This is a genomic window from Pseudoalteromonas sp. SR41-1 (genome assembly GCF_014164015.1).
GTDB classification, from domain to species: Bacteria; Pseudomonadota; Gammaproteobacteria; order Enterobacterales; family Alteromonadaceae; genus Pseudoalteromonas; species Pseudoalteromonas distincta.
Genome location: NZ_JACJEK010000020.1, coordinates 66,224 through 92,278 on the forward strand (window position 1 = coordinate 66,224; position 26,055 = coordinate 92,278).

Here is a 26,055-nt window from a genome sequence, read left to right on the forward strand (position 1 = left end):
CTAGTTTTTCTTATAGCTTACACGGTAGATTACATTGGCGTAATCATCGCTTACTAACAGACTGCCGTCACCTAATTCTGCAAATGCAACAGGGCGTCCAAATGTTGTTTCGTCTTTCATAAAGCCAGTAATAAATGGCGTATATTTAGTTACGCGACCTACTTCGATTGTTGCAAGGCCTACTTTATAGCCTGACTTTTTAGAACGGTTCCATGAGCCATGTTCAGCAACAAATAATTGTTGCTTATAACTTGCTGGAAATTGCTTACCGTTATAAAAATGAATACCTAGTGGCGCTACATGCGCTGGAAGTGCAAGTGCTGGCGATGTGTAATCGGCAATGTTTTTACCTTCACCAAACTCAGGGTCAATAATTGCACCGGCATGAACATACGGAAAGCCAAAATGCTCACCTTCTTGCGTTGCACGGTTTAACTCATCAGGCGGAATATCATCGCCCATCATGTCGCGACCATTATCGCTAAACCATAAGGCTTGAGTAGCAGGATGAAAATCAAAACCCACTGTGTTTCTAACGCCTTTAGCTATTGTTTTTATTTGTTTTGTTTCTACATTAAGGGCAAAAATACGACCAAAACGCTCATCCTCAGCACAAATATTACACGGTACACCCACCGGAATGATTAATTCTCCCGTTGGTGCAAAACGTAAAAATTTCCAACCATGATGACGCTCACTCGGTAGTTTGTTATAGACCACATCAAACTTTGGATCTTTTAATTGGGTGTCAATATTTTTAAAACGAATAATACGATGCACTTCGCCTACATATAAATCGCCATCTTTTATTGCTATGCCAGAGGGCATGTTTAAGCCTTTAGCCACAACAATTTTTTTATCTGCTACGCCGTCGCTATTGTGATCAATAAGCGCATATACGTTGCCCGCTTTACGAGAGCCAACATACACAATACCTTTTTTTGAAACGGCTATTTGACGTGCATTTTCTACATCATTTGCAAATAAACTAATTTCAAACCCAGGTACTACGGTGAGCTTATCAAGTATATTTTTAGCCATTGCAGGAGCGCTAGTCAGCCCAAGTAACAGCAAACTTCCTAGTAACTTTTTCATTCGTCTCTCCTAGTGTTAGGCACAAGCAATTAAACGAGTGCCTTGTTACCATGATCTTCTAACCATTGACGACGATCAGGCGATCGTTTTTTAGCAAGTAGCATATCCATCATTTCCATGGTTTCTACTTCTTCATCAAGCGTAAGCTGCACTAAGCGTCGTGTATTAGGATCCATAGTGGTTTCACGAAGCTGTAACGGATTCATTTCACCCAGACCTTTGAATCGTTGTACGTTTACTTTTCCGCGTTTTTTCTCGGCTTCTATGCGCGCCAAAATAGCGGTTTTCTCTTCTTCATCTAGGGCGTAATAAACTTCTTTGCCAATATCTATTCTAAATAATGGCGGCATTGCAACATACACATGCCCTGTTTTTACTAACTCTGGAAAATGACGAACAAACAGTGCACATAACAGTGTTGCAATGTGTAATCCATCCGAGTCAGCATCGGCCAGTATACAAATCTTATTGTAACGCAGTCCCGACATATCTGTTGATTCTGGGTCAATACCCAGTGCCACTGAAATATCATGTACTTCTTGTGATGCTAGTATTTGCCCCGACTCTACTTCCCAGGTATTTAAAATTTTACCACGTAGCGGCATAATTGCCTGAAATTCACGGTCTCGCGCTTGTTTAGCAGAACCACCAGCAGAATCACCTTCCACTAAAAACAGCTCGGTTCGGTCATTATCGGCAGCACTACAATCGGTCAATTTACCTGGTAATGCAGGCCCTGCAGTAACTCGTTTACGTACAACTTTTTTAGCTGCACGCAAACGGCTTTGCGCGTTTGAAATACATAACTCAGCTAATAATTCTGCGGTATCGGTATGTTCATTTAGCCATAAACTAAACGAATCTTTTACAACACCCGATACAAATGCGGCACATGAACGTGATGAAAGTTTTTCTTTGGTTTGCCCTGCAAATTGTGGATCTTGCATTTTAACCGACAATACGTAACTACAACGTTCCCAAATATCATCCGGTGTTAGCTTTACGCCACGAGGTAGTAAATTTCTAAACTCACAAAACTCTCGCATTGCTTCAAGCAAGCCTTGGCGCAGACCATTTACATGTGTACCACCTTGCGCGGTAGGAATTAAATTTACGTAGCTTTCCGCTATTGATTCGCCACCTTCAGGTAGCCATACAACAGCCCAATCAGCGCCTTCAATTGAGCTTTTAAATTCACCTACAAATGGGTCTTGCGGTAATGTTTCAAACCCTTTAACGGCTTCAATTAGGTAGTCTTTTAAGCCAGTTTCGTAAAACCATTCTTTGGTTTCTTTCGTTTGCTTATTAACAAACTTAATACGCAGTCCTGGGCATAAGACCGCTTTGGCTTTTAATAAATGATTAAGTTTGGTAATTGAGTAGTTTGGTGAATCAAAGTAGCTAACATCAGCCCAAAAACGAACGGTGGTACCTGTATTGCGCTTACCAACAGTACCAATTACGCTCAAATCTTCTACTTTATCGCCATTTTCAAATGCCATTCTGTATTGTTGAGCGTCGCGCCTTACGGTTACTTCTACACGTGTAGATAACGCATTTACTACAGAAATACCTACACCGTGTAAACCACCCGAAAATTGATAGTTTTTATTAGAAAACTTACCACCGGCGTGTAACTTAGTGAAAATTAGTTCAACCCCAGGGATACCTTCCTCAGGGTGAATATCAATAGGCATACCACGTCCGTCATCGCTCACTTCGAGCGAGTTATCTTCGTGGAGAATTACGTCAATACGAGTAGCATGACCCGCCATAGCTTCATCGACACTGTTATCGATAACCTCTTGGCCTAAATGGTTTGGGCGTACGGTATCGGTGTACATCCCTGGGCGTCGTTTTACCGGATCTAATCCATTAAGTACTTCAATGGCTTCGGCGTTATAATTTTGATCACTCATAGTTTTTGTCTTTATATCCGCTAAGGCTCTAATACGTTTACTAGTTTTATTGTTATATGCGCTAAAGCGTTAATATAGTAACTAACCTCAGTTCAGGCTAACTAGTTTTACGTGATTTTAAGAAAATCTACAATACTTGCAAAGGTGCGTTCAAATTCAACGTAGCTATGATCGCCACCAAACTCTATCAATTGCTTGCATTGCGAATAATATTTTACTGCGTGTTGAAAGTTCAACACTTCATCGCCTGTTTGCTGTAATAAATACAGTAACTCAGGATGTGCTAATTTATCTACAGCGAGTAATTTCAGCGCCTCAATATGACTGATATTTAAATCGTAATGATAATCTTGATACGGATTATAATTAGGCCCAAGTAACGACTGTAATAAATTATAAGGTGCGACCGCGGGATTAATGACCACTGCAGGAATTTGATAACGCTGCGATAAATACGTGGCAAAAAAACCACCTAACGAGCTACCTAATAAAACGGTATCTGGCGTTAGTAATTGTTCAAGCTCAATTATAGCTTGTAGGGGCTCGTGGTTTAAGTTCGGTACACAATAATCAACGTCATAGTTTGCCATAAGCTCACCAAAGCGCACAGCTTTATATGATTTTTGTGAACTATTAAAGCCATGAATATAAATTACGCGCTTAGCCATACCACTTCCGTTTTTACTTCGACTTTATCTTTTTTACTCTTTATATTTAGCATTCTGTAAGCAGGCCCTGCATTTTTTTGCTCCCACTTTGGAGTGTATTTTACAAACTGGACTGAACTGGCAGGACTTGCATATATAGGCAAGCCTCTAAAGTTTTGTTCATAATCGTTATGTACATGACCATGAAAAAGCGCAGATACATTATTACTATTAACTAAAATATTTAAAAGCTGTGGACCATTTTCTAATAAGTGCTTATCAAGATAGCCATTTATTGGCAGCGGATTATGATGGCAAAAGATAACTTTACTATTATTCGAGTTGACTAAAGTATCAGTTATTTCATCTAAATGCGCGCCAGTAACCCATCCTGCGGGCGTGGGACCTTTAGAATTAATAAGAAGCAGCTCAACCCCGTTAGCAATAATATGTTTAGCCGAATTTATTTTTCCGCCACTTATGCGATTAAGCATTACTAGTTCATCATGATTACCTGGTACCCAAAATACAGGGCAAGTGATGTCACTGGCATTTATAAGTTCACTAAATAATAAGTACGATTCGAAACTATGGTCTTGTGTTAAATCACCACCAAAAATTACGCAATCTACTGGCTGCTCAGCGATGTGTGCCAAAGCTTGTTCAAAATGAGCTGCAGTATTTGCATTAAAATATTCACCATTTTTATCTGCAAATAAATGGCTGTCGGTAATATGCGCAATGCACAAAGATGATTTATCAAATGTATATGTATCATCAAACCAAGCCATTATTTACATCCCAATTTAATGTTGCTTGCCCGTGCTCTACACAGGCCACTAACCAGTCGTATAAAAAAGCATTAAGTTGATACTTTTCATCTTTTTGATGCATTTTAGGGTTGGGGTATCCGTACGATGGTTTTATGCGTTGATGGTAATCGTGATGAATAATTTCAGCTACTTTCGCATCATGATACAAGCGAGCCGTTAAATACAGCGGCGCTATCCCTTTAACCATTCCTGTTAGCTGCTTAATTGAAATATCCATAGTGTATTTTGCGCTGCCATCAATTTTTGTAGCAAATTCACTGTTGCCAAGTTTTACTTCACGAATGCTTCCTATATTGCGCTCGCTCGGTAACAACTTTAATAGTCGCACATAGTTATGCTCACAAAGTGTTAAATACTTTGGGAGGCTTTGAATATATCGATTTGTTGCTAATTGTGCTGTCAAAGTTCCGCCATAATATTAGTAAGAGTTTATGCCCATTTGCTTGCCATTTTTTCGCGATTTAGCGCAAGCCACTGCATACAAATAACCGTTGCCGCATTATCCATTTCACCGTTATTGAGGCGCATTAGCGCATCATCAACCGATAAAATATGAGTTTTTATATCCTCGCCTTCAGTTTCAAGACCATATACACCTGATTTCACTTGGCTTAAATCAGCACGCGCTAAATATAAATGTAAGCGCTCAGTTGTACCACCAGGGCTTGATAGGTATGAAAGCATAAATTCAAGTTCAGTTAATTCAAGCCCAGCTTCTTCATACGCTTCTTTTTTTACAACTGATTCGTAATCCGTACTGCCGTCAGTCATTCCGGCTATACATTCTAGTAGCCACGGCGAGTGCTTACTTTTAATAGCGCCAATACGTATTTGCTCAATTAAAAGAACAGTATCTGATATTGGATCGTAAGGGAGTACTGCAATTGCATCGCCACGTTCTAATATTTCTCGGCTAATTAGCTCTGATTTTCCACCCGCAAAAAGAGCATGTTCAAACAGGTATAAATCAACCTGAAAAAAACCTTTATAAAGGTTTTTTATTGGCTTTAAATTTACATCTTTATGTGTAAATTGAACGAGCTTTTTATCAACCACGTGCCTACCTCCTACTTATCTAAAGCTTTAAAATGCGTTAATATATTCTGTTACACTTGAACATACTGTTTTACTAATTATTTTTTTTGTTATGCAGTAAAACAGGTTAACATGCTTTTAGTACAAAAATTGTCTAAGGACCGAACCCCACATGAAAAAGAACATTCTTGCGGCGCTAGTTAGTTTATCATGCGCATTAGGTGCAACAGCAGTGAAAGCTGAAGATTTACTACAAGTTTTTGAAATAGCGACAGCTAACGATCCTACTGTTTTAAAAGCAAAAGCCCAAGCCGATGCGCAGTCTTACCAAAGCGATTTGGCGATGAGTGCACTATTACCTCAAATTGGTTTAACTATGGGTTATACGAAAAGCGATGCAACGTCGTACCAAAGCGTTGGCGACTTATCTAACCAAGTAAAAGTTGAAAGTGATACAGACCAATTCTCTCGCGGTGTAAGTTTAAGCCAAACATTATTTGATTTAGGTGCTTGGAACACTTTAGATATTGCCGATAAGCAAGCTCTACAAGCAAGCGGCCTATATGATGCAGCTAAACAAAATTTAATTGTACGCGTTGCTGAAGGTTATTTTAACGTATTAAGTGCCAGTGATAACCTTGAATTTGTCGAAGCTGAAAAACGTGCCATTGCACGTCAACTTGAGCAAACAAAACAACGTTATGCAGTAGGTTTAACAGCTATAACAGACGTACACGAAGCACAAGCTCAGTTTGATAACTCAGTAGCCCAAGAAATTATTGCCAGTAATGCTGTAGAAACTGCACGCGAGCAACTTCGTGAGATAACTGGTAAATATCACGAAAAATTAGACTTTTTAAATACAGATACTTTCTCAACAACTAAGCCAACTAAGCGCTCAAGCGACTTTGTTAAAGTAGCTGAAGATAAAAATATCAACTTACAAGTCTCTAAAGTAACGGTTGATATTGCAAAAGATCAAATTGAATTAGCAAAAGCAGGTCATTATCCAAAACTAACTCTAAGTGCAAGTTATGGTGACTCTCTTACAGACACTCAAATAAATGGCGCTAATTTTGATGACCAACCGCGTTCAGACTCTAGTTCTGTTGGGCTTAACTTTAGCGTACCTTTATATTCAGGTGGCGCAACGGTTGCTGCAACTAACCAAGCGCGTGCGTTTTACGTATCAGCGAGCCAAGATTATGAAACAAATTACCGCGCAGTCACTCGCACAGTAATTACATCTTATAATCAAGTTGTTTCAGATATTGCGACTTACAAAGCGCTAGAGCAAGCGGTTGTTTCAGCTCAAAGTGCCCTTAAAGCAACTGAAGCCGGTTTTGAAGTAGGTACTCGTACCATTGTTGACGTACTAGTGAGTACGCAAAATTTATACGATGCAAAACGTAACCTTGCTGATGTGCGTTACCGTTATGTGTTATCTACCCTTCGCTTAAAACAAGCTGCGGGTACACTAACAAGTGAAGATTTGGTTGCTATAAACCAAGGTTTAAAATCAGCTTAACTTTTACAGCTAAACATAATATAGATTTATTCGAAGCCAGCATGTAGCTGGCTTTTTGTATTTTATAGCGCTTAGCGTTAAACTATCGTTTTTATTCTCAGAGAGATTTTTGTGGTCACCTCATCTCCTTTTAAAGCATCTTTTTTAGGCCCTCGATACTGGCTAACGTGGGTTGGCGTTTTATTTTTATACTTAATTTCTTGGCTACCACAAAAGCTACAGCTGGCAATGGGTAAGCAACTTGGCCGCTTAGTCCATAAATTTATGAAGCGCCGTCGCCATATTGCAGAAGTAAATATTAAGCTGTGTTTTCCTGATATGAGCGAAGCAGATCAAAAAGACCTTGTACTCAAAAATATGGAAAACACCGGCATTGCAATGGTTGAAACCGGCATGGCTTGGTGGTGGCCGCAGTGGCGAGTAAAAAGTGTATATGGCTCAATCAAAGGTTTGGAACACTTTGAGCGCGTACAGGCATCTGGTAAAGGTGTTTTATTACTTGTACCTCATATTCTGCATCTTGAAATGGCGAGTCGTGTAATGGGATTAAAATGCCAAGGTTTAGGCTTTTACCGCCCTCACAACAACGCTCTAATGGAATACTTTACAACTAATGGCCGCCTTCGTTCTAACGAATACCTAATTGGCCGAAAAGATGTAAAAGGTTTACTAAAATCATTAAAAAACAAAAAAGTATGCTATTACTTACCTGACCAAGATTACGGCCGTAACCGCTGTGAGTTTGTGCCATTTTACGCCGTCCCTGACACAGCAACGACAACAGGTACTCTTATGTTTGCTGGCAGTAAAAACTGCGAAACTATGAGCTTAATCTCGCGTCGTGACGAAAATGGAAAGTATCATTTAGAGGTAGTACCTGAGCTTGAAAACTTCCCAAGTGGTGATGATAAGGCTGATGTAACACGTGTAAATCAACGCATGGAACAATCTGTTAATGCAGCACCAGAGCAATACATGTGGCTACACCGTCGCTTTAAAACTCGACCGGATAAAAATACCCCTTCTTTTTACAAAAAGTAATGGTATAACAATAATAGGAACAAATAAGGTGGGTAATAATCATGTGGTTTTGGATTAGACATTTATCATTTGCAGCCGTGCTAATAGCACTCGCCGTATACTTCTTAGTGGGTGATGGTTCTGTATTTGATATTAAAAAATCTAAAAATGCAGCCGCCGAAGGATTATCACGCTTTTACTCCTCCATTCGTAACCAAGTAAAAAGTAATAAAGAACGAGATCAATTTGTTTTAAAACTTAAAACACCAGAACAAACCTTGGATAGAGTATTGGCTGAACGTGCGCGAACAGTAGATCCAATGCCTACAAGTTGGACTGGAGAAGTTGAACCTAGGCGCTTTGAAAATGGCACAACTCTTAAAGATGTACTTAATCAATATGCTAAAAACGAGGGGATTGAGCTCTACTGGTACTTAAGTAAAGATTACGTAGTTAAAGATCATTTTAGAGTAGACAGTAACTTTACTTCAGCACTGTACCAAATTGGGCGCGCTATAAATGATGACTTTGAGCATGAGGTTTATACTTACTTTTGCCATAAACAAAGAGCAGCGGTTATTACCGAGTTACCATCAGAATTTGTACGTACAAACTGTTTAAAACTAAAGGTTTAAGGGTTTAAGGGTTTACACGTACATAGACCCAAGCAAGCGCTTGGGTTTTCAATTCAATTCAATTCAATTCAAAAATACTATTCCAAATATTAGTTACGTTAGTAATATCTTGTAAAAACGTTTCTCGCGGGATCAATTTGCCTTTTTGCTCCAAGCTCAACACGTGATAACACGAGCGATAATCAATATACGCTTTTATCAACTGCTGCTTTTGCTCTTTAGTAATACAACCTATATTTGCCGCATCCGTTAATATCCTTACGTTATCTGAGTAAACTGTAAGCTGTTCAAACTCGTTTGCGTGTTTAAGTACTAAATATTGCGTAATAAACTCAATATCAGCCATGCCACCAACATCTTGTTTTAAATCAAATTTCTCAGCATTTCCCTTCGCTAGATGGTCGCGCATTTTTTCGCGCATTTTTATTACATCAGCTTTTAGCACGGTATCATCGCGTTGCTGGCAAAGTATATTTTTACGAATTTGTGAAAAACGATCTATCAGATCGTTTTGACCTAAAATTAATCGAGCCCGAACAAGTGCTTGATGCTCCCACGTCCATGCTTGAGTTTGCTGATAGTGATTAAAGCTCTCTAAATTGATAGCCAATAAACCAGAGGCTCCTTCAGGACGTAATCGTGTATCAAGCTCGTATAAAATGCCCGATGCAGTACGGGTATTAAATAAATGCATTAGGCGCTGAGCGAGCTTTAAATAAAACTGGCGAGAATCTATCGGTTTTTCACCATTAGTTAAGCTTGAGCCATCATGATTATGCACAAACACCAAATCTAGATCTGAGTCGTACCCGACTTCTAAGCCACCTGTTTTACCATATGCAATAACAGCAAAACCTTTATTTTCATCATCTGTGCCAGGGGGCATACCAAAGCGCTTAACAGTGTTATGCCATGCAATATTAACAGCTTGGTCAACAATCGCCTCTGCCAGTACGGTTAAATGATCGCTTACTTTCATTACGTCAAGAACACCGGTTGCATCGGCGGCAGCAATTCGTAATTGATGCGTTTGCTTAAATTGCCTAAGCGACTCCATTTGCAGTTCTAAATCGTCATGCTCTATTCGTAAAAAATACTGTCTTATTTCATCTTTATACGCTGTGAGCGGGGTTGGCTTATAAAGAACTGCGGGGTCTATTAGTTCATCAAGTAATATGGGGTAGCGAGAAATATGCTCCCCTATCCATTTGCTATGACAACACAGTAAAACAAGTTGCTTTAATGCACCTTGGTTTTCGTAAAGCAATTCTAAATAGGCAGTACGCGAAATTATCTTATTAAAAATTTGGCAAACCATTGTGAAAGCTGCTGCACTGGCATTAAAGTCATTTAATTGATTTAGTAAAACAGGCATTAACTTATCAAGAGTGTCACGCCCTCGGTTACCTATATTTACCTTAGACAGCCTTAATTTAAAATCGTTAAGGGGTGCTTGCCATTCATCTCTGGCCTCTTTTAAAAAGCTCACATCACCATGATCCCAAGCACTAATAAATGCGCCTTCACAGGTATCAAGTGGCACGGTTTCCTCGCCAATCACAAGTGCAAACTCACCGTTAACTTGTTTCATCACCTTTTCTATAGTGTTTAAAGTGGCAGAAAAATCAGCTTGTTCTAATAATAAATTTAAGCGCTGCTGATTCAATTCATCATCGGGGAGTGTTTGCGTTTGCTGATCGTCAAATATTTGAAGGTACTGCTCAACTTTACGTAAATAAAGGTAATTGCGCCTCAGCTCGCTTGCTTCTTGCTCATCTATAACTTGGTTAAGTGCCAACTCATTTAATGCTTTGAGTAAAGATTGGGTTTGTAAATTAGCCTCTCGCCCACCTCTTACCATTTGCAGGGCTTGCACTATAAATTCAACTTCACGAATACCACCAGCGCCTAGTTTTATATTATTAGTTAAGCGTTTACGGCGAACCTCTTGTGCAATCATTAACTTCATTTTACGCAAGGATTCAATCACCGAAAAATCAATATACCGGCGGTAAACAAACGGCTTTAAAAGCTTAATAAATTCATCCCAATACTTATTAGGAGTGCCAATTAAGCGCCCTTTTAACATGGCGTAGCGTTCCCAGTCGCGCCCTTGTTCTTGGTAGTAATCTTCAATGGCATTAAAGCTCATAACCAAAGGGCCGCTTTCGCCAAACGGGCGTAGGCGCATATCAACTCTAAATACTTGCCCATCACCGGTGGCTTGGTTAAGTGCTGCAATCAGTTTTTGTGCAACTTTGGTATAAAACACTTGGGCCTCAAGGCTTCTGCGGCCACCTTGGGTTTTTGTGCTGCGCGGATACGCAAAAATAAGATCAATATCAGAGGAATAATTTAGCTCCTGTCCGCCAAGCTTCCCCATCCCCAATACCATTAGCGGCATTGCTTGGTTTTGTCCATCAAGCGGTTCACCATTTACTTTTGCCACCTGTGCATGCGCCCATTGGTTGGCGCTATTAATTAGCATGTCAGCCAGTTGGCTTATATAATTAATACTATCGGCAATGGGGTTATTACAGCATAAATCTAAAAAGGCGACTTTAAGCCAGTACTTTTCACGATATTGACGAAGTACTTTATGGCACTGTGCTTCATCAAGGTCAGCTAAATTCAGGTTTTTAAAAGGAGAGTCTATTACTCTATTTTGTATTTCGTCTTTGCATAATAGCCAGGTATTTAAATCAGGTTGTGACTCTAAACTGCGCCAAGCAAAGTCGCTTAATGCTAATAACCTTACAACTTCACTTTGTTTACTTTGCTGCGGGTATAACTGTTCAAAGCGCATCAAGCCAAGTTTTTGTAATTGAATAGGAAGTTGCTTTACGTTACTCATCAATCCTCTCTTTTATATCATCAATAACCGTACTAGAATGATTAAAACCTAGAAAGGTTAACTTAATTAGGATCACCATGTCATATTTGTCTTTATCTAACACTAGTTTTATTGCGATTGCCATTAGTTTTGCGGTTATTTGCATAACTATTTTTTGTTTACGAGTTGTCACTCAAATCAAAGCAAAACAAGCGCTTAAAGATGAGTTAGCGCAACACGACAACTTTGCCATGGGTATTAGTTTTGCATCTGAAATATCGGTTGTTATAGCCACTATAGCCTTTTTATTTGACGAAATAAGCGTAAGCACTGCACAGTCAAACCCGTTAAAAGTATTAATTATTATTGTTCTCTTATTCACTTTTATAAAAGTGGGCCATTTAATTCACAGAAAATGGATACTCCACAGATTTAATGAAGAAGCTGCCATACTAAAACAAAATGTATGTGCTGCATTGGTAGACTCAGGAATGTTAATCGCTAACTGTATTATTGCACTGGGCTTGTACACGTGGACGCACACGCAAGGGTTTAGCAACTTACTTATTGCTTGCGTTAGCTTTTTTACACTTCAGGGGATGTTTGCACTTGATAGCAAAATACGAGAACACCGTTTTGCAAAAGCAAACCAAGGTGCGTCACTACAAAGTAACTTTAACCTAGAAAATACATCTATTGGTATAAGATATGCTGGAAAATCAATTGGCTTAGCGTTGGCTGTATATGCTGGTTTATCTAGCGCAGCATTTCAAAACGGTAAAATGGTTGAAAACATATTTACACTTGTAATGCATTGCGGTGTAATGTGGATACTACTTTACGGCTTAACGTATGTGATAAAAGTTATCTCTTTACCAAATATTGATACGGCTCTTGAAATAGACCATCAAGATAATATTGGGGTAGCATGCATAGAATTTGCTGTTTTTTGTGCTATAGGTTATTTACTTATTAGTATGTTTTCTCTTTAGACCTTTTTTACTGAAAATACAGCAATTAAAACGTCTGCATTTAAGTAATAATGGTAATTACTTAGATGCAACAAGGTCCTAGCTCTATGCCGCCTGAAATAACGAACTATTTGTTAATTGACATAGACAACGAATTTAGCCGCGCATTTGCCGAATACTATGTAAATAGTAATGGCATAACAAAAGCGAGTACACTTATTGCTGCAGGCAGTAATACCCGCCAATTAGTAAAAATGATGTTTGACGAGCTTATTAAAGACTACAGCTATTGCGATCTTGAAAACGAAATAAGCGTTTCTGAGTTAATTAATTATTTAAAAGATCATCACGATTTACACGGAGTCCTTTTCAATAGCACCGATTATTTACTCGCAAGTGATAAGCAGCGCTTTATTTATAACTCCTTACATGAAGAACGCTTTTTAATAAATCTTGATGATACAGGCTATACACTCAGCCGGGTTACCGACGAGACGTTAACGGAACCTTCGCAAAATCATCACGATATAGCACACACCCCACAAGATTTAATAGATCTCGCCGAACAACTTAATAAAAATAAATAATTGCGCACAGCCCCCAGCTTACTTACCATAGCAATATATATTTTACGCTATGTAGTAAGTGACGCCCTATGCGAGTTCCTCATATTTATCAAACATCGAGTATTGCCCTAAACACCCCTGTAACTTTAGATGACGATGCTGCAGGGCATATTGGCAGAGTGCTGCGCATGAAAGTAGGCGAGCATGTATCTATTTTTAATGGCGAAGGTGGCGAATACCTTAGTGAAATAATTGAGGTAACAAAAAAAACAGTCGTCGTAATGCCATTAGAACTTAACCCTCACGATGTAGAATCTCCACTTAAAATTCATTTAGGTCAATGTGTATCTCGTGGTGATAAGATGGATTTTACAATTCAAAAGTCAGTTGAACTAGGTATTACCGAAATCACCCCTATTTTTAGTCAGCGCTGTGGTGTGAAACTAATGGGCGATCGTCTTGAGAAAAAACACCAACAATGGCAAAAAATTGCAATTGCTGCGGCTGAGCAGTCAGGGCGTAATTTTGTGCCAATTATTCACCCACCTATAGATTTAAAACAATGGCTTGCACAACAAACCGATGCAATTAAGCTCACTCTTCACCCTCGTGCTGAGCACAGCATTAAAACCATTACGGTACCTAAAGATGGCGTACGCTTTTTAGTAGGCCCAGAAGGTGGCTTTACCGACGATGAAATGGCACTAACCAAACAACTAGAGTTTGTAGATATTCGCTTAGGCCCGCGCGTTTTACGAACGGAAACAGCCGCTTTAACGGTCTTAAGTGCATTACAACTTCAATTTGGCGATTTAGCTAATTGAAATAACTAAAAGCACCCTCATATAAACAGTAACATTTATAGTAAGGCACAGCGCATGGCAATTAAGTTAGGTATTATTTCAGATCCTATTAGTGGATTTAACATCAAAAAAGACACCGGTTTTGCAATGATGATGCAAGCGCAAGAACGTGGCTACGAAATTTATTATATGGAGATGGACGATTTATCTCTTCGTAAAGGCAAGTCGTACGCTACAGCGTCTAAAGCGCAAGTGTTTAATAATGCAGAAAAATGGTATGAGCTTGAAGAAAAAGCCACTATAGCCCTTGCCGATCTTGACGTAATTCTAATGCGTAAAGACCCTCCTTTTGATACTGAATACATTTACGCGACGTATATTTTAGAACGTGCTGAACAAGAAGGTACGTTAATAATTAACAAGCCACAAAGCCTTCGCGATGCTAACGAAAAGCTGTTTACAGCATGGTTTAGCGAGCATACGCCAGACACACTTGTTACACGTAGCCAAAAACAAATTCGTGAATTTTTAGCACAGCATAAAGACATTATTTTAAAGCCGCTTGATGGCATGGGTGGCGCATCGATTTTTCGCATCAGAGAAGACGATGCCAACATTGGTGTAATTTGTGAAACGTTAACCGAGCACGGCAGCCGCTTCGCAATGGTGCAAAATTACATTCCAGAGATCAAACAAGGCGATAAGCGCGTACTAGTAGTTGATGGCGAAGTTATTCCATATTGTTTAGCGCGTATACCACAAAATGGTGAAACACGCGGTAATTTGGCTGCAGGCGGTCGAGGTGAAGCCCGTCCACTTAGCGAATCAGATTTAAAAATAGCGCAAGCTGTTGCACCAACGCTCAAAGAAAAAGGCTTAATATTTGTAGGTTTAGATATTATTGGCGATAAATTAACTGAAATTAACGTAACTGCACCAACGTGCGTACGCGAAATTGAAGCTGCTTATGATATTTCTATCACAGGTATTTTATTTGATGCAATTGAGCGTAAATTAGGTAAGTAATTACCACAATAAAAAGCCCATTAGTTTAAGCCTTTCATGCAATTAATGGGCTTTTTATGTCAATTTAAATAACTATGCCATACTCAAAGTTCATTAACTAAAAAGGGTGAAATCTATGCAGTCATTAGAAAATCATTTTTTAATCGCGATGCCGTCAATGCAAGACCCTTTTTTTAAACGTGCTGTTACCTATATTTGTGAGCACAATGAAGATGGGGCTATGGGCTTGGTAATAAACCAACCTATTGATGTTACTGTTGGCGAACTTTTAGATAAAATAGAAATTGATAACGACAAAACGCAAAACGCAGCAAAAGTAAGTGTGTTTGCAGGTGGGCCCGTTAAAACTGACCGTGGTTTTGTACTGCACTCTCCCCAATCGGGTTATTCAGCAAGTCAAAAACTCAGTAGCGATATTATGATCACTACCTCAAAAGACGTTCTAGCAAACTTAACCACTGCACAAGCACCAGAGCAGTTTATTATTACACTTGGTTATTCAGGGTGGGAGCAAGGACAACTCGAACAAGAGTTACTTGATAACAGCTGGTTGATCATAGAAGCCGATCCGAAGATCATTTTTGATACCCCCGTTGAAAAACGATGGGAAAAAGCAGTTTCAATGTTGGGCTTTGATATTAGCCAACTCAGCCCTGAAGCTGGTCACGCATAATAGTAACTAACCCTTAGCAAACTTAAACAAGATACACATGACAAAAAAATCGCTTAAGCCGCAAGGCGAACGCACTGTAATGGGCTTTGACTTTGGCACCAAAAGTATTGGTATTGCTATTGGGCAAGAGTTAACCGGCAGTGCGTCTAGCCTTAAGGCTGTAAAAGCACAAGATGGCATTCCTAACTGGGACCATATCGCCGTACAAGTAGCCGAGTGGCAGCCTGACTTAATGGTTGTTGGTTTACCACTAAATATGGATGGAACATCACAAGAGGTTACCTTTAAAGCAAAAAAGTTTGCCAACAGATTGCATAATCATTATGGCATTCCTGTGCAAACACGGGATGAGCGCTTAACGACAGCGGATGCTAAAGCGCGACTTTTTGAAAGTGGCGGCTATAAAAACTTAGGTAAAGGTAACGTAGATAATATGTCTGCGGTTATTATTTTAGAAAGCTTTTTTGAATCTAGTTACGGTGAATAAACTGGCTATATAAACAACCCTTAATACAAATAAAAAAAGCGCCAATTGGCGCTTTTTTATTAATTACTTTTAAATTATTGATCGCTATTTTTATCATCAAGGCCATCAATAGTAACGCCCTGTAAAAAGCCCGCACCTTGTTGTTCGTTATTGCGCAGTTTTATCATTAAGCGTAAATCATTTGGCGAGTCAGCATGGTGCAGTGCATCAGCGTAGTTAATTCGCTGCTGTCTGTACAACTCAAATAACGCTTGGTCAAAGGTTTGCATGCCCATTTCTTTCGACTTAGCCATTGCCTCTTTAATTCCGCCAATATCACCATTTTTAATCAGTTCAGCGACCATTGGTGAGTTAAGCAATATTTCAATAGCTGCAACACGGCTTTCACCATCAGCAGTCGGCACTAATTGCTGAGCAACAATGGCACGTAAGTTAAGTGCTAAGTCATACTTAAGCTTATCGTGTTTTTCTTTTGGTACTAAATGCATAATACGGTCAATCGCTTGGTTCGCATTATTAGCATGTAGTGTTGCAACACACAGGTGCCCGGTTTCAGCAAAGCTTAGGGCGTATTCCATGGTTTCTTGCGATCGAATTTCACCAATCAAAATAACATCTGGAGCTTGGCGTAATGAGCTTTTAAGTGCCGACTCAAAGCTTTCTGTATCAAGCCCTACTTCGCGCTGAGTAATAATACTTTTACGATGCTCATGAACAAACTCAATCGGATCTTCAATGGTCAGTATATGACCTCGTTGATTACGGTTTCGATAACCAATAAGTGCAGCTAGTGAGGTCGATTTACCCGTACCTGTACCACCTACAAACAAGACTAGACCGCGTTTAGACATAATTACATCTGTCAGCGTAGACGGCAGACCTAAATCACTCACATCAGGAATTTGCGTCACAATACGGCGAATAACCATACCTGCTCTATCGCGCTGCCAAAAAGCAGAAATACGAAAACGCCCTTCGTCGGTAGCAATCGCAAAGTTACACTCTTTCGTTGTATGAAACTCTGCTTTTTGCTTCTCGCTCATTGCAGATTCTACTAACTCAAGCGATTGCTCATCAGTCAGTCTATCGTCACTGAGAGCTGTTAGTTCACCGTTTATTTTTGCACTTACAGGTAACTGACTCGATACAAATAGGTCAGAACCCTTTTTCTCAATCATTATGAGTAAAAAGTCGTTTAAAGATAAAGCCATAATAATTTCTTACCCACCAAATTGTGTTTTGTCTTGCGCTTTTTCTTTCGCTGCCGTATTTGTAACAATACCGTGATTAACTAAATTAGTTAAACACTGATCCATTGTTTGCATGCCCACAGACGCACCGGTTTGAATAGACGAATACATTTGTGCAATTTTATCTTCACGAATTAAGTTACGAATAGCAGGAACTGCAATCATAATTTCGTGTGCTGCAACTCGCCCACCACCAATTTTTTTAAGCAGTGTTTGTGAAATTACCGCACGTAAAGATTCAGATAACATTGAGCGCACCATAGCTTTTTCTTCACCTGGGAATACATCAATAATACGGTCAATAGTTTTTGGTGCAGATGTTGTATGTAGCGTGCCAAACACTAAGTGACCCGTTTCGGCAGCAGTCATTGCAAGACGAATTGTTTCTAAATCACGTAACTCACCCACAAGTATTACATCAGGGTCTTCACGCAATGCACTACGTAGCGCGTTTGAAAAGCTATGTGTATCGCGGTGAACTTCACGTTGGTTAATTAAACTTAATTTATTATCGTGAACAAACTCGATTGGATCTTCTATTGTTAGAATATGGTGATGTTTATTTTGATTTATATAATCGACCATAGCGGCAAGTGTTGTTGATTTACCAGAACCCGTTGGCCCTGTGACTAACACGAGTCCACGTGGGGTATCAGAGATTGTTTTAAAAATATCTGGCGCACCTAAATCATCAAGCGTTAACACTTCACTTGGTATGGTACGAAATACCGCAGCAGGCCCGCGATTAGAGTTAAACGCATTCACACGAAAACGTGCTAAATTAGGCACTTCAAACGAAAAATCCACTTCGAGGTTTTGTTCGTAGTCCTTGCGTTGATTATCGTTCATAATATCGTAAACCAGACTGTTTACGTCTTTGTCTGCAAGGGCTGGTATATTAATGCGGCGAACATCACCGTCTACGCGTATCATAGGTGAAACACCCGACGATAAATGTAAATCGGATGCTTTGTGTTGCACACTAAACGCTAATAATTCGGTAATATCCATTTATGACTCCACAACTAACTGATAAATATATGGTTACAATAGCAGAACGACTCACATCCGCCTACGCTAGAATTGCAGACGCGGCAAAAAACACACAGCGAAACACTAACGAAGTTACTCTACTAGCAGTGTCTAAAACTAAACCAAGCGAAGATATTATTGCAGCTTATGAGCATGGTCAGCGCGAATTTGGTGAATCTTATGTTCAAGAGGCTATAGATAAAATAGCTCAACTACAGTCATATAGCGACATCATTTGGCATTTCATTGGCCCTATTCAATCAAATAAAAGTGCATTAGTAGCTGCTAACTTTGATTGGGTGCAAAGTGTTGATCGCATAAAAATAGCAAAGCGATTAGATTCCCAGCGCCCAAACGATAAACCACCTCTTAATATACTTATTCAAGTAAATATAAGTAATGAGGAAGCAAAGTCAGGTTGCCGCCGCGATGAAATAGATGAACTTGCCGATTATATTAACCAATGTGAGCACTTAACACTTCGAGGTTTAATGGCAATTCCCGCTAAAAGCGACAAACTGGATACGCAAATTCAATCTTTTGAGCAATTACAAACTTGCTTTGATAAACTAAAGACCCAATATCCTCAAGTAGATACTTTGTCGATGGGTATGAGTAACGATGTTGAAGCTGCCATTAGCGCAGGCTCAACCATGGTAAGGATCGGCACAGACATTTTTGGAACACGAACTTAAAAGGTGATAACAGATTTATGTCAGATAAAAAAATCGCATTTATAGGCACAGGTAATATGAGCTACGCCATTATTGGTGGCATGGTAAAAAACGGCTTTAACGCAAGTAACATAATTGCGACTAACCGCAACCAAGAAAAGCTTGAAAAGGTAGCATTTGATTTCAAGGTGCAAACCACCAGTGACAATAACGAAGCCCTGCGCGATGCTGATGTAATTGTTTTGTCTGTTAAACCACAAATGATGGGCGATTTATGTAAATCGTTTCAAGAGTCGGGCGTAGATTTTAGCGATAAACTGTTTATTTCTGTTGCTGCGGGCTTAACTGTAAAACGTTTGCGTGAAATGCTAGGCCAAGACGTTAAAATGGTACGTTGCATGCCAAACACGCCATCTTTATTAGGTCGCGGAGTATCAGGTTTATATGGTGCGGGCGAAACACCAAGCGAACACGAATTTGTACAACAAGTTTTTGAATGCACGGGCATTGTTGTATGGGTGGAAAAAGAGTCACAAATTAACGATATTATTGCTGTAACCGGCTCATCACCTGCTTACTTTTTCTTATTTATGGAAGCCATAGAAGAAAAAGCAAAAGCGCTGGGCTTTAACGATGAAGACGCTCGTCGCCTGGTACAACAAACAGCCCTTGGCGCTGCCGAAATGGCACTTAGCCAGCCTGATATTAGTATTTCGCAACTACGTTCAAACGTAACATCTAAAGGCGGCACTACTCACGCAGCTGTTGAGCACTTAAAAGACGAAGGCTTAACTAAAACCGTTGGCGATGCAATGGATGCGTGTATTGCGCGTGCAGAGCAAATGGAAAAAGAACTTTAAAACCACTTTTTATTGAAGGTTACACTATGAATGCCATGCAATTTTTAATCAGTACCCTGTTTGATTTGTTTTTAATGGTGGTATTACTGCGCTTTTGGCTGCAGTGGGCAAAAGCCGACTTTTATAATCCAATGAGCCAGTTTGTGGTTAAAGCCACTTCGTTTGCGGTAAAGCCACTGCGTAAAATCATTCCGGGGTTTGGCGGACTTGATTTAGCATCTCTGTTGCTGGCATTTATAGTGGCTGTAGCCAAAATTAGTACTTTAATGCTTGTTATATATAATGCGTGGGCAATACAGCCTGTACTTATTCAAGCACTTATAACGGTACTAAAAGAAGGCCTTAATTTAGTATTTTGGGTACTTATTATTCGCGCTATTTTAAGTTGGGTTAGCCAAGGCTATAACCCTATAGAAGCGGTTTTCCACCAGCTTACTGAACCAATGCTAAAACCAATTCGTAAAATATTACCATCAATGGGTGGCTTAGATTTATCAGTTTTAGTGCTTATTATTGGTATTCAGTTTTTGCAAATGCTGCTTATGGATTTTTTAGTCTAATATGGATTTTTTAATTAGAGGCCCAAAGGCCTCTTTTTTATATGTTTTGAGGAATACATAATGAACCGTTTAATTAAGTTTTGTTTTATTGCTTGTTTAGCATTTGCATTTAACGCGCAAAGCGAAGAAATGCAGGGCGCACAATACAAAGAGCTTGGCCCTTGGCAAGTGCATTACATCGCCTTTCCTTCTACTTTTATTCAGCCAAAAATAGCAAAAGCGTACAACCTTGAGCGCAGTGGCTACAAAGGGGTTGTAAACATTTCTATATTAAAAAATGATGCCGATAAAACAGCACAAACGGCAAAGCTTACAGGCACAGCTAAAAACCTACTTGGCAACAAACAAACGCTTACTTTTAAAGAAGTAAAAGAAGGTGAGTCAATTTATTACCTTGCCCAAGTTGATTACACCAACGAAGAGATTTTACGCTTTGAGATTGAAATACAACAAAGTAATCAATTTCAAAAATTACAGTTTCAGCAAAAATTTTACGTAGATTAATAACATGACCAAAACTTTAGTACTTGCTACAGGTAACCCTGGCAAAGTAAAAGAGCTAGCTAACATGCTAAGCCCTTTGAATATTAATGTAGTTCCACAGAGCGATTTTAACGTAGGTGAAGTTGCCGAAACCGGCACTACCTTTGTTGAAAATGCCATTATTAAAGCGCGCCATGCTGCTAAAATTACTGGCATGCCTGCTATTGCCGATGACTCAGGTTTGGAAGTTGATGGCCTAAATGGCGCACCCGGTGTTTACTCAGCCCGTTTTGCAGGCCCAGGTGCCAGCGATCAAGATAACATTGATAAGTTACTCGTAGATTTAGGTGATAATCCTATTCGCAGTGCACGTTTTTGGTGTGTACTGGTGTTAATGCGCCACGCAGACGACCCTACTCCGCTTATTTGTAGTGCTAGTTGGGAGGGCGAAATTACGCTCACTCAAAATGGCAACGGTGGATTTGGTTACGATCCTGTGTTTTTTGTAGCAGAGAAAAATTGTACGAGTGCTGAGCTTACAAAAGAGCAAAAAAATGCAGTGAGTCATCGCGGACAAGCGCTGCAAAAATTATTACTAGAACTACAGCAAAAAGGCGGCCTGTGAACCTTCCACCACTGAGCTTATATGTGCATGTGCCTTGGTGCGTGCAAAAATGCCCGTACTGCGATTTTAATAGCCACGGACAAAAAGGTGAAATACCTGAAGCTGAATATGTTCAACACTTAATTGATGACTTAAAAGCAGATTTGCACTTAGTGCAAGGACGTAAAATTCACAGCATTTTTATTGGTGGCGGCACACCAAGCTTATTAACTGGTGCAGCTTATACCCGTTTATTAAATGAAGTCGACAACTTAATTGGGCTTGAAGAACACTGCGAAATCACCCTTGAAGCCAACCCTGGTACAGTAGAAACAGGTCGCTTTAAAGATTACGTAAAAGCAGGCATTAACCGTATTTCTATCGGTGTGCAAAGCATGCAAAACGACAAGTTAAAAGCTCTTGGTCGGATTCATGGCAGCGACGAGGCAAACTATGCCGCGCAACAAGCTAAAGAAGCCGGTTTAAATAGCTTTAACCTTGATTTAATGCATGGCTTACCTGGGCAAACACTTGATGATGCTCTGAGTGATTTAAAACAAATAATAGCGCTCGATCCACCGCATATATCTTGGTATCAACTAACTATTGAACCCAATACTCAGTTTGCTTCAAAGCCCCCTACCTTGCCACAAGATGAAACACTGTGGGACATTCAAGAACAAGGGGTTGAGTTACTCGCGCAAGCAGGTTACGTGCAATACGAAATATCGGGCTATGCAAAACCGGGCTATCAATGCCAACATAACTTAAATTATTGGCGTTTTGGCGATTATCTCGGTATTGGCTGCGGCGCACATGGTAAGGTTACTGATGCAAATACAGGGCTTATAACGCGTACCGAAAAGGTTAAACATCCACGCGGCTATATGGATTTAATTAAACCATATATGTATAAAAGCTGGCATGTAGAGCAAGACGATTTAGCGTTTGAATTTTTTATGAATCGCTTTCGCCTTGTTGAGCCTTGCCCAATTAATGACTTTAATAAACTAACAACACTGCCGCTGCAAAGTCAGCAAAGTGCATTAAACCAAGCAATAAATAAAGGTTTATTGACTCAAACAGACAGCCATTGGCAGGTAACCTTAAAAGGTCATCGCTTTTTAAATGACCTGCTAGAATTGTTTGTGTAGCGCTAAGGCACTGCACAACAATATAAAACTAATAAATATAAATCACCCTAATGGGTTTCTAACAACAAAAGGGAAAACAATGCGTAAACTCACTTTTATTGCGGCCGCAGTAAGCGTTGCACTACTTGCTGGTTGCCAGCAAACAACACAACAATCTACTTCAGCCCCTATTGCACAAGCAGTTCAATCACAACAAAGTGAAATAGACAAAGCCAATGCATTTTTTGAAGATACATTTAACCGCGATGTAATGAGCAGCCCTGTATATCAAACATACATGGGGATTAAGCAAGATTACGATAAATGGGACGATGGCAGCGAAGAAAGAAAGCTTAAAGATTTAGCACAAACAAAAGCTGACCTAGTTGCATTAAAAGCAATTAATCGTGATCTATTAGATGATGCAACAAAAGTTAGCTACGACTTAAAAAAACAGGATCTTGAAAGCTCAATTGCTGACTTTAAATGGCGCTACCATAATTACCCTGTGAACCAGATGTTTGGTACACATTCTATGATCCCTGCGTTTTTAATTAATCAGCACTCAATTAGTAATGTAAAAGAAGCTAAAGACTACATTTCACGCCTAAATGGTGTAACTGGTGTTATTGATCAGCTTATCGCTGATTTAACTGTACGTGCAGAAAAAGGCATCATAGCCCCTAAATTTGTATTCCCGCATGTTATTGATTCAAGCAAAAACATTATTCACGGTGCACCGTTTGAAAAAGGCGATGATTCTACATTGCTTGCTGACTTTAAACGAAAAGTAACAGCGCTTGAAATTAACCAAAACGAAAAAGACTCATTAATCAGCGATGCATCAGATGCATTAAAATCGGCTGTTAAACCATCTTACTCTAAGCTAATTAATTACCTAGCGCAGCTTGAGAAGCGTGCTGATGATCGCGATGGCGCATGGAAATTACCAGATGGCGAAGCGTTTTATAACAACGCACTTAAGCGCACTACAACAACAGATTTAACGGCTAAAGAAATTCATGCAATTGGTTTATCTGAAGTGACACGTATTCATGATGAAATGCGTGAAATTAAAGATAAAGTAGGCTTTAAAGGCGACTTAAAAGCGTTTATGCAGTTTATGAAAACTGACAAACAATTTTACTACCCTAATGATGCACAAGGTAAGCAACGCTACCTTGATGAAGCCACTGGACTTATTGATACAATGAAAACACGCTTAGATGAGTTATTCATTGTTAAACCAAAAGCTGATTTAAAAGTAAAAGCAGTTGAAGCATTCCGTGAAAAAGCTGCGGGCAAGGCATTTTACCAACAGCCAGCTCCAGATGGTTCACGCCCAGGCATTTACTACGCTAACCTTTATGACATGGAAGCTATGCCAACATATCAAATGGAAGCACTTGCTTACCACGAAGGTATTCCGGGTCACCACATGCAAATCGCTATTTCGCAAGAACTAGAAGGCGTTCCTAAGTTCCGTAAATTTGGTGGCTACACAGCATATATTGAAGGTTGGGGTTTATACTCAGAGTTTATTCCTAAAGAAATGGGCATGTACTCAGACCCTTACTCAGATTTTGGTCGTCTTTCAATGGAGCTATGGCGCGCATGTCGTCTAGTGGTTGATACGGGTATTCACGCGATGAAGTGGACTCGCCAAGAAGGTATTGATTACTACGTGAATAACACGCCTAATGCAACATCTGACGGTGTTAAAATGGTTGAGCGTCACATTGTAATGCCTTCACAAGCAACGGCTTATAAAGTGGGTATGCTTAAGATTTTAGAGCTTCGTGAAGACGCTAAAAAGCAACTGGGTGATAAGTTTGATATTCGCCAGTTCCACGACGTAGTACTTAAAAATGGTCCTGTACCACTAAATGTACTAGAGAACTTTGTTAATGAATGGGTAGCAAGCAAAAAAGCTTAAAACCAATTTAAACAATTGCTTTAAATATGAAAGGTCGCATTTGCGGCCTTTTTTGTTTTATAGTAGTAAAAAAGATTTTTGGAAATAATAATGGATTTAAGCATACAACTACTTAATGCGCGTATTTCAAAGCAACAGTTAAATGAGCTCGATAACGACTTTAAGCAGTTAAGCCCTGCTCAGCAAACTTTGCAGCTTAACCATTTATATGACAGCGCCCAACGGTTGAGTGTTAAGTATGACTTTATGCAAAACATAGCAACGCGGATATTAAGCTCTAACACAGCGCCTTCTCCATTTATTAATCAACTCACTAATATTGACGCATTGAGCTTTTTTACCCCTGCGCTGAAAGTAAATAAAGGCTTTTTAGTACAAGATACACAAGGAAATAACGTACTGCACAATGTGTTTAAGCATGCCGATGCGACAAAGCTGCCATTTAACTATGTGCGCTCTTTGATGTTGTTTGAATCAAATGATGAGTTAGCTAAAGCGCTGGCGCAGCCCAACTCTCATGGCTTAACACCGGTTGCCTGCTACATAGCCTATGCAAATAAACCTAGCACACCGGTAAAGCATGAATTTTCAGCTTTGTTAGCATTAATGGAAATAGAGCAAAAACAAAATCCTAACGCTAAACAACAGCTTGCCAACGTAATAAAAGGGCAAAAAGTTAACGAGACCACAATTTTACTGAGCGCCGCTTACTTGCAACGCTCAACGGCGCAAGTTGCTCACTTAATCAAGGCGCTTTAATTCACTCACAACTTCTGTACGCACACTGTCTATGGCATGTGTAATAGATTGCGCAGCACTTTGGTGATCAACCATATTTGGCCAATTTGTTTGCCAGACCTTTTGTAAGTCTTTTGTTTTTAAATGTACTTTATCAACGGCTAAGTAGCTTAAGTCATGAATTAAGTTAACTTTAACCCAGCCTTTTCTGGGGCTGCCATCTATTTTGTTATTATCGTAATGTGCCGCAAATACAATAAGCTCGGCTAGTTCTTGTAAAATTTGAAAGCTAGCAATGCGTGTATTATTGTTATCTTCACTTGCCTCCATCCGCCATGCATTATAACTAAAGCCTTTAAACGCAAATACTACGCTCGCTATAGCAGTGAAAAAATACGAACGGGGCGCCAGTACAAACTGACCATATTTAGACTCTGACATATTATTTCCTAGGGCCTGCTTATCTTTCGAGGTTAAATTTACAGCAGTATGTTTGGTATTTAGGCAAGGCAGAGCCTATGCAGCGTGGTTATTTCCCATAAATAGGCGGTAACGTGGAATAAATGCCAAACATGCGCTGCCGAAGGGTTCTGCCTAGGGGCAATTTACTCTTTGTTGCCTACATGGATGTAGGTAAGGGGCGTGAGCAGGACGCGGAAGCTTTGCTCGGTTTTTACTTAGCCCGCTAGGTTACAAACCTCACGCCGCGATTAA

Annotated in this window: 27 protein-coding genes; 17 read left to right on the forward strand and 10 right to left on the reverse strand. The window is 39.6% G+C overall.

Annotation, left to right across the window (positions count from 1 at the left end):
* The 6 genes from H5118_RS16520 to H5118_RS16545 form a co-directional block, all read right to left on the reverse strand.
* Positions 1-1,095: a sorbosone dehydrogenase family protein gene (locus H5118_RS16520; protein ID WP_182749533.1), complete on the reverse strand. Its 1,095-nt coding sequence runs from the start codon at positions 1,093-1,095 to the stop codon at positions 1-3.
* Between the two features lie 29 nt (positions 1,096-1,124).
* Positions 1,125-3,014 carry a DNA topoisomerase IV subunit B gene (gene parE, locus H5118_RS16525; protein ID WP_002961961.1) on the reverse strand — a complete coding sequence of 630 codons (1,890 nt, stop codon included), beginning with the start codon at positions 3,012-3,014 and terminating at the stop codon, positions 1,125-1,127.
* Positions 3,015-3,121: 107 nt separating this feature from the next.
* The gene (locus tag H5118_RS16530) at positions 3,122-3,682 is read right to left on the reverse strand and encodes a YqiA/YcfP family alpha/beta fold hydrolase (RefSeq protein WP_182749534.1); all 561 of its coding nucleotides are present in this window, start codon (positions 3,680-3,682) and stop codon (positions 3,122-3,124) included.
* Positions 3,667-4,452: a metallophosphoesterase gene (locus H5118_RS16535; RefSeq protein WP_002961959.1), complete on the reverse strand. Its 786-nt coding sequence runs from the start codon at positions 4,450-4,452 to the stop codon at positions 3,667-3,669. The genes H5118_RS16530 and H5118_RS16535 overlap by 16 nt, the downstream gene beginning before the upstream one ends.
* Complete coding sequence (locus tag H5118_RS16540; RefSeq protein WP_002961958.1) at positions 4,439-4,897, reverse strand: DUF1249 domain-containing protein; 459 nt, start codon at positions 4,895-4,897, stop codon at positions 4,439-4,441. Before H5118_RS16540 ends, H5118_RS16535 begins: the two co-directional genes overlap by 14 nt.
* A 26-nt stretch (positions 4,898-4,923) precedes the next feature.
* A complete protein-coding gene (locus tag H5118_RS16545) occupies positions 4,924-5,550 on the reverse strand; it encodes an NUDIX domain-containing protein (RefSeq protein ID WP_182749535.1) in 627 nt (208 codons plus the stop codon).
* A gap of 151 nt (positions 5,551-5,701) precedes the next feature.
* Between H5118_RS16545 and tolC the strand changes: the two genes are divergently transcribed.
* The 3 genes from tolC to H5118_RS16560 all read left to right on the forward strand — a co-directional run bounded on the left by tolC (position 5,702) and on the right by H5118_RS16560 (position 8,712).
* Positions 5,702-7,057 carry an outer membrane channel protein TolC gene (gene tolC, locus H5118_RS16550; RefSeq protein ID WP_002961956.1) on the forward strand — a complete coding sequence of 452 codons (1,356 nt, stop codon included), beginning with the start codon at positions 5,702-5,704 and terminating at the stop codon, positions 7,055-7,057.
* A 111-nt stretch (positions 7,058-7,168) separates the two neighbouring features.
* Positions 7,169-8,098 carry an LpxL/LpxP family Kdo(2)-lipid IV(A) lauroyl/palmitoleoyl acyltransferase gene (gene lpxL, locus H5118_RS16555; RefSeq protein WP_002961955.1) on the forward strand — a complete coding sequence of 310 codons (930 nt, stop codon included), beginning with the start codon at positions 7,169-7,171 and terminating at the stop codon, positions 8,096-8,098.
* Between the two features lie 41 nt (positions 8,099-8,139).
* Positions 8,140-8,712, forward strand: coding sequence for a toxin co-regulated pilus biosynthesis Q family protein (locus H5118_RS16560; protein ID WP_182749536.1), 573 nt, complete (start codon positions 8,140-8,142; stop codon positions 8,710-8,712).
* 58 nt (positions 8,713-8,770) lie between these two features.
* Here the strand turns inward: H5118_RS16560 and glnE are convergent, their stop codons facing one another.
* Complete coding sequence (gene glnE / locus H5118_RS16565) at positions 8,771-11,566, reverse strand: bifunctional [glutamate--ammonia ligase]-adenylyl-L-tyrosine phosphorylase/[glutamate--ammonia-ligase] adenylyltransferase (RefSeq protein WP_182716613.1); 2,796 nt, start codon at positions 11,564-11,566, stop codon at positions 8,771-8,773.
* A 77-nt stretch (positions 11,567-11,643) separates the two neighbouring features.
* Between glnE and H5118_RS16570 the strand changes: the two genes are divergently transcribed.
* The 6 genes from H5118_RS16570 (at position 11,644) to ruvX (ending at position 16,071) form a co-directional block, all read left to right on the forward strand.
* Positions 11,644-12,537, forward strand: coding sequence for a hypothetical protein (locus H5118_RS16570; RefSeq protein ID WP_002961952.1), 894 nt, complete (start codon positions 11,644-11,646; stop codon positions 12,535-12,537).
* A 65-nt stretch (positions 12,538-12,602) separates the two neighbouring features.
* A complete protein-coding gene (locus H5118_RS16575; RefSeq protein WP_082007357.1) occupies positions 12,603-13,103 on the forward strand; it encodes a hypothetical protein in 501 nt (166 codons plus the stop codon).
* Between the two features lie 68 nt (positions 13,104-13,171).
* A complete protein-coding gene (gene rsmE, locus H5118_RS16580; protein ID WP_002961950.1) occupies positions 13,172-13,906 on the forward strand; it encodes a 16S rRNA (uracil(1498)-N(3))-methyltransferase in 735 nt (244 codons plus the stop codon).
* A 54-nt stretch (positions 13,907-13,960) separates the two neighbouring features.
* Positions 13,961-14,911 (forward strand): glutathione synthase, encoded by a 951-nt coding sequence (gene gshB, locus H5118_RS16585; RefSeq protein ID WP_154903711.1) that lies wholly within the window; start codon positions 13,961-13,963, stop codon positions 14,909-14,911.
* Positions 14,912-15,026: 115 nt separating this feature from the next.
* Positions 15,027-15,584: a YqgE/AlgH family protein gene (locus H5118_RS16590; RefSeq protein WP_002961948.1), complete on the forward strand. Its 558-nt coding sequence runs from the start codon at positions 15,027-15,029 to the stop codon at positions 15,582-15,584.
* A 37-nt stretch (positions 15,585-15,621) separates the two neighbouring features.
* Complete coding sequence (ruvX, locus tag H5118_RS16595; protein ID WP_182749537.1) at positions 15,622-16,071, forward strand: Holliday junction resolvase RuvX; 450 nt, start codon at positions 15,622-15,624, stop codon at positions 16,069-16,071.
* A gap of 74 nt (positions 16,072-16,145) precedes the next feature.
* On the opposite strand, the gene H5118_RS16600 is transcribed toward ruvX, so the two are convergent.
* Both H5118_RS16600 and H5118_RS16605 read right to left on the reverse strand, forming a co-directional pair.
* Entirely contained in the window at positions 16,146-17,282 is a 1,137-nt protein-coding gene (locus H5118_RS16600) for a PilT/PilU family type 4a pilus ATPase (protein ID WP_024596219.1), read from the reverse strand.
* Between the two features lie 9 nt (positions 17,283-17,291).
* Positions 17,292-18,332, reverse strand: a complete 1,041-nt coding sequence (locus H5118_RS16605; protein WP_024596218.1) for a type IV pilus twitching motility protein PilT — start codon at positions 18,330-18,332, stop codon at positions 17,292-17,294.
* Positions 18,333-18,334: 2 nt separating this feature from the next.
* On the opposite strand from H5118_RS16605, the gene H5118_RS16610 reads away from it, so the two are divergent.
* The 8 genes from H5118_RS16610 (at position 18,335) to H5118_RS16645 (ending at position 25,362) form a co-directional block, all read left to right on the forward strand.
* Positions 18,335-19,048, forward strand: coding sequence for a YggS family pyridoxal phosphate-dependent enzyme (locus H5118_RS16610; RefSeq protein ID WP_165723833.1), 714 nt, complete (start codon positions 18,335-18,337; stop codon positions 19,046-19,048).
* Between the two features lie 17 nt (positions 19,049-19,065).
* On the forward strand, positions 19,066-19,887 hold the full coding sequence (gene proC / locus H5118_RS16615) for a pyrroline-5-carboxylate reductase (RefSeq protein WP_039488316.1): 822 nt from the start codon (positions 19,066-19,068) through the stop codon (positions 19,885-19,887).
* 26 nt (positions 19,888-19,913) lie between these two features.
* Positions 19,914-20,447 carry a YggT family protein gene (locus H5118_RS16620; protein ID WP_002962568.1) on the forward strand — a complete coding sequence of 178 codons (534 nt, stop codon included), beginning with the start codon at positions 19,914-19,916 and terminating at the stop codon, positions 20,445-20,447.
* Positions 20,448-20,507: 60 nt separating this feature from the next.
* A complete protein-coding gene (locus H5118_RS16625; RefSeq protein ID WP_154903714.1) occupies positions 20,508-20,951 on the forward strand; it encodes a DUF4426 domain-containing protein in 444 nt (147 codons plus the stop codon).
* A gap of 4 nt (positions 20,952-20,955) precedes the next feature.
* The gene (locus tag H5118_RS16630; protein WP_039488314.1) at positions 20,956-21,555 is read left to right on the forward strand and encodes an XTP/dITP diphosphatase; all 600 of its coding nucleotides are present in this window, start codon (positions 20,956-20,958) and stop codon (positions 21,553-21,555) included.
* Positions 21,552-22,688: a radical SAM family heme chaperone HemW gene (gene hemW, locus H5118_RS16635; RefSeq protein WP_002962575.1), complete on the forward strand. Its 1,137-nt coding sequence runs from the start codon at positions 21,552-21,554 to the stop codon at positions 22,686-22,688. The genes H5118_RS16630 and hemW overlap by 4 nt, the downstream gene beginning before the upstream one ends.
* A gap of 79 nt (positions 22,689-22,767) precedes the next feature.
* Positions 22,768-24,603 carry a DUF885 family protein gene (locus H5118_RS16640; RefSeq protein ID WP_182692460.1) on the forward strand — a complete coding sequence of 612 codons (1,836 nt, stop codon included), beginning with the start codon at positions 22,768-22,770 and terminating at the stop codon, positions 24,601-24,603.
* Positions 24,604-24,693: 90 nt separating this feature from the next.
* Positions 24,694-25,362 (forward strand): hypothetical protein, encoded by a 669-nt coding sequence (locus tag H5118_RS16645; RefSeq protein WP_002962577.1) that lies wholly within the window; start codon positions 24,694-24,696, stop codon positions 25,360-25,362.
* On the opposite strand, the gene H5118_RS16650 is transcribed toward H5118_RS16645, so the two are convergent.
* Positions 25,345-25,782 (reverse strand): hypothetical protein, encoded by a 438-nt coding sequence (locus tag H5118_RS16650; protein ID WP_182692459.1) that lies wholly within the window; start codon positions 25,780-25,782, stop codon positions 25,345-25,347. The genes H5118_RS16645 and H5118_RS16650 overlap by 18 nt on opposite strands.
* Between the last annotated feature and the right edge of the window lie 273 nt (positions 25,783-26,055).